The sequence below is a fragment of the Ancylomarina sp. genome (assembly GCF_041555295.1).
Taxonomy (GTDB): domain Bacteria; phylum Bacteroidota; class Bacteroidia; order Bacteroidales; family Marinifilaceae; genus Ancylomarina.
In genome coordinates, this window is sequence record NZ_JBFFKR010000311.1 from 1 (window position 1) to 3,553 (window position 3,553).

Below are 3,553 nucleotides of genomic sequence, written 5' to 3' on the forward strand. Positions count from 1 at the left end.
CATTATAAAATAAATCGGTGAATGCTACATTAGCACCTTGCTTTGCAAACTCAATTGCAACTGCTTTACCAATACCGCGAGAAGCTCCGGTAATAATCGCTGTTTTTCCTTCTAATAACTTCATTTCAGAATATTTTAGCTATGAGATAACTTATTGATATTAAGTGTGATTTTCTCAGACTTAATCAATTAAACACCACAATCGTGATGTCGTCGATCTCAACAATTAAAAATAATTACAATTTAATAAGTTGATCTTCCAGTTCTTAACTGGAACCTAAAGATCGTGTATGTCCCTTGATTTCTCAAAATTTGACCAACAAATATAGAATATTTTAAGCAAAACTTACCTTACTTAATTCGAACAGATAGCTAAATAGCTCGTAGTTCTTTAAAAACAAGTTAGTTTCAAAGCTAATTCAATACGTATTTTTATCTCTATTACGCTTATTGAAATTCTTTTTTCATATATGCTGTATTTAAATCTATTATTATTAATTTTGCAAACTGATAATTGATAAGTTTCTGGGAGTCGACAATATCCCTAAAAGGGTGATTTTAAAGCAGAAACACAATTCTATTTTGACAGTTCTTTCATTTGCAGAGTACTGACATATATGTTTTTAATTGCCTCTCTCCTACTTATTTGGAGACATAAGAGCTAAAATAAAAGATTTTCGTTTAATGATCACAGTTTCAAATCTATCCATTCAGTTTGGTAAGCGTACCCTTTTTCAGGATGTTAACTTAAAATTTACTCCAGGAAACTGTTACGGTATCATAGGTGCCAATGGTGCCGGTAAATCAACTTTCTTAAGAATTCTTTCAGGTGACTTAGATTCTACATCAGGTCGCGTTGCTATGGAACCGGGCGAACGTCTGGCTGTATTAAAACAGGATCACTATGGATTCGATGAATTCAATGTACTTGATTCTGTAGTTGCCGGACACACTGAGCTGTGGGCAATTATGCAAGAAAAGAATAACCTATATGCTAAACCAGATTTTTCTGAGGCAGATGGTATTAAAGCTTCTGAGCTTGAAGAAGAGTTTGCCGAAATGGGCGGATGGAATGCAGAAAGTGATGCTGCTGAACTTTTAAGTGGTTTAGGGATTAAGGAAGCGCTTCATTTCAAAATGATGTCGGAATTGAGTGGTAAGGAAAAGGTGCGTGTGCTTTTGGCTCAGGCTCTTTTTGGTAATCCTGATAACTTGCTTCTGGATGAGCCAACCAATGATCTTGACCTTGAAACAGTGATGTGGTTGGAAAACTACCTTGCTAATTTCAACAATACCGTAATTGTAGTATCTCACGACCGTCACTTCCTGGATTCAGTTTGTACGGATATTGTAGATATCGATTTTGGTAAAGTAAAAATGTTCTCTGGTAACTATACTTTCTGGTACGAATCATCTCAGCTAGCTGCTCGCCAGCAAGCCAATCAGAATAAAAAGGCTGAAGAGAAGAAAAAGGAACTTCAGGAATTTATTGCGCGCTTTTCTGCCAATGTTGCTAAGTCTAAGCAAACGACTTCTCGTAAGAAGATGATTGAAAAATTGAATATCGATGATATTCAGCCATCGACTCGTCGTTACCCAGGTATCATATTCCCACAGGAACGTGAAGCTGGTGATAGAATTTTCTCTTGCATGGGATTGAGCAAGCGAATTGAGGATGATATCCTATTTAAGGATGTTGAATTCACAATCGAAAAAGGCGAAAAAGTTATTTTCTTATCTCGCGATCCTCGTGCCATGACTTCATTGTTCGATATTATCAATGGCGAAGACAAAGCAGATTCTGGTTCATTCGAATGGGGTGTGACGATTACTCCAGCTTATTTACCTGTTGATCACAATTCTTTCTTTCAAGGTGAGATCACTCTTAAAGATTGGTTAGCTCAATATTCACCAGATACTTCTGAGATTTTCTTGAGAGGCTATTTAGGTAAGATGTTGTTCTCGGGTGAGGATATTTTCAAACAATCAAATGTTCTTTCAGGAGGTGAAAAAGTACGTTGTATGATTTCAAGAATGATGTTGAAAAATGCCAACCTTCTGGTTTTAGATACACCTACTAACCACTTGGATCTTGAGTCAATTCAGTCGTTTAACAATGCCTTGATCAACTATGGTGGTACAATTATGATGTCGTCTCATGACCACGAGTTTATTCAAACCATTAGTACTCGTATTATCGAGTTAACACCTAATGGAACTATAGATAAGTTGATGGAATATGACGAATATGTAACTAGCGATAAGATTAAAGCTCTTCGCGAAGAAATGTATAAGTAAACCACACATTATATATATTTATCCCCCTTAGTTTCATTGCTGAGGGGGATTTTTTTGCACCCAATCTTTTGACGAAAATAGTTATTTTCTTAGCTATCTTTAAAACAGATTAACACCTCATATATAATTATATATACTTTATCCTTTCGACTCAAATGACCATTACTAATGTAATTAAAGTTCCCAAAAGCGCTCTATACGCTTCGATTGTTCTTTTAGATATATAGCCTTCTTGTTGCCTTTCTAACTTATTCCAAATAAAGTGAATCTATTAACAGATGGATTCAATTATAAAAATCTAAAAAATAACTTCTAAGATTTATTAAAACTTCATAATATAGAAATTGTCTAAGCTTTCTTTAAACTATTGAGCCGTTTATAAGAGATAGGCTTGTCCAACTGGTAATTGTATACTATTCCAACCAATAAAGCTGCCAAAGTTATGAGAGGTGACTCTGTAAGGACCTCTAGTACAAAAATCGATCGCATTATTATCTTAAGACAAGTTCATTTTACTCAAAAAAAAGCTCATCATATAAAAGAAATCGACTTGTAATTTTTGCTGTATCTATAAATTTTATTGCTGCCAAGTGCTTAGAAAGGCTAACAAGTTGAAGATTGTTTTCATGTGCATCGATTGGTACGTAATGTAAAACAAGAGATTCGAATAAAATATAGCTAAAATGTCTTATCCATTCAGCCAATTTTCGCAAATTCTATTTGATAGATAATTCTCGCTTAGACCTTATATAAATAACAATTTTAGACATCTCACGACCAACACGTTTATTAATTTTTAACTAAAAGTATGTATTTTGGCTTACTTCTTATAAAACAGAAATAAAGGTAGAGCTTGTATGGTGTATAGGCTAAATCTTACGCTATACAAATCTAATTCCCCATATATGATTAAAAATTTACGCCCCCTTTCCCCAGCTCGTTTAAGGCTATATGAGAGCCAGAAAACTCAATATGTAACACTTCCTATAAATAGTAATTATCTAAATCCCGTTGAAATGTCTCTAGGGATAAACACCATGACACATGATATCACTGTTAAGCATAGCAGTGGTTCATTCAATTGACTGCAGCGATAAGTGCTCCAGATTCCCGCGAGTTTAAAAGACTATGACAACAGATTAGGAAAATATATTAGGCATGAAGAAAACAATGGCACTCATCATTTTGATGATCTTAAATTCAATAATAATTGGGTTAAAGGCACAAAATTCGACTATAGACAGTCTTAAAAACC

Annotated in this window: 2 protein-coding genes; one reads left to right on the plus strand and one right to left on the minus strand. The window is 34.4% G+C overall.

Annotated elements, in window-relative coordinates; genetic code table 11:
* Positions 1-124 (minus strand): SDR family NAD(P)-dependent oxidoreductase (locus tag ABY905_RS15120; protein ID WP_372645366.1); only part of this gene is annotated, 124 nt, incomplete at its 3' end.
* 560 nt (positions 125-684) lie between these two features.
* On the opposite strand from ABY905_RS15120, the gene ABY905_RS15125 reads away from it, so the two are divergent.
* Positions 685-2,298 (plus strand): ABC-F family ATP-binding cassette domain-containing protein, encoded by a 1,614-nt coding sequence (locus tag ABY905_RS15125; RefSeq protein ID WP_372645364.1) that lies wholly within the window; start codon positions 685-687, stop codon positions 2,296-2,298.
* Positions 2,299-3,553: the final 1,255 nt, after the last annotated feature.

Excerpts from the sequence above, each read along its gene's own strand:
- ABY905_RS15125 (WP_372645364.1), top strand. The coding sequence starts at position 685 with ATGATCACAGTTTCAAATCTATCCATTCAGTTTGGTAAGCGTACCCTT.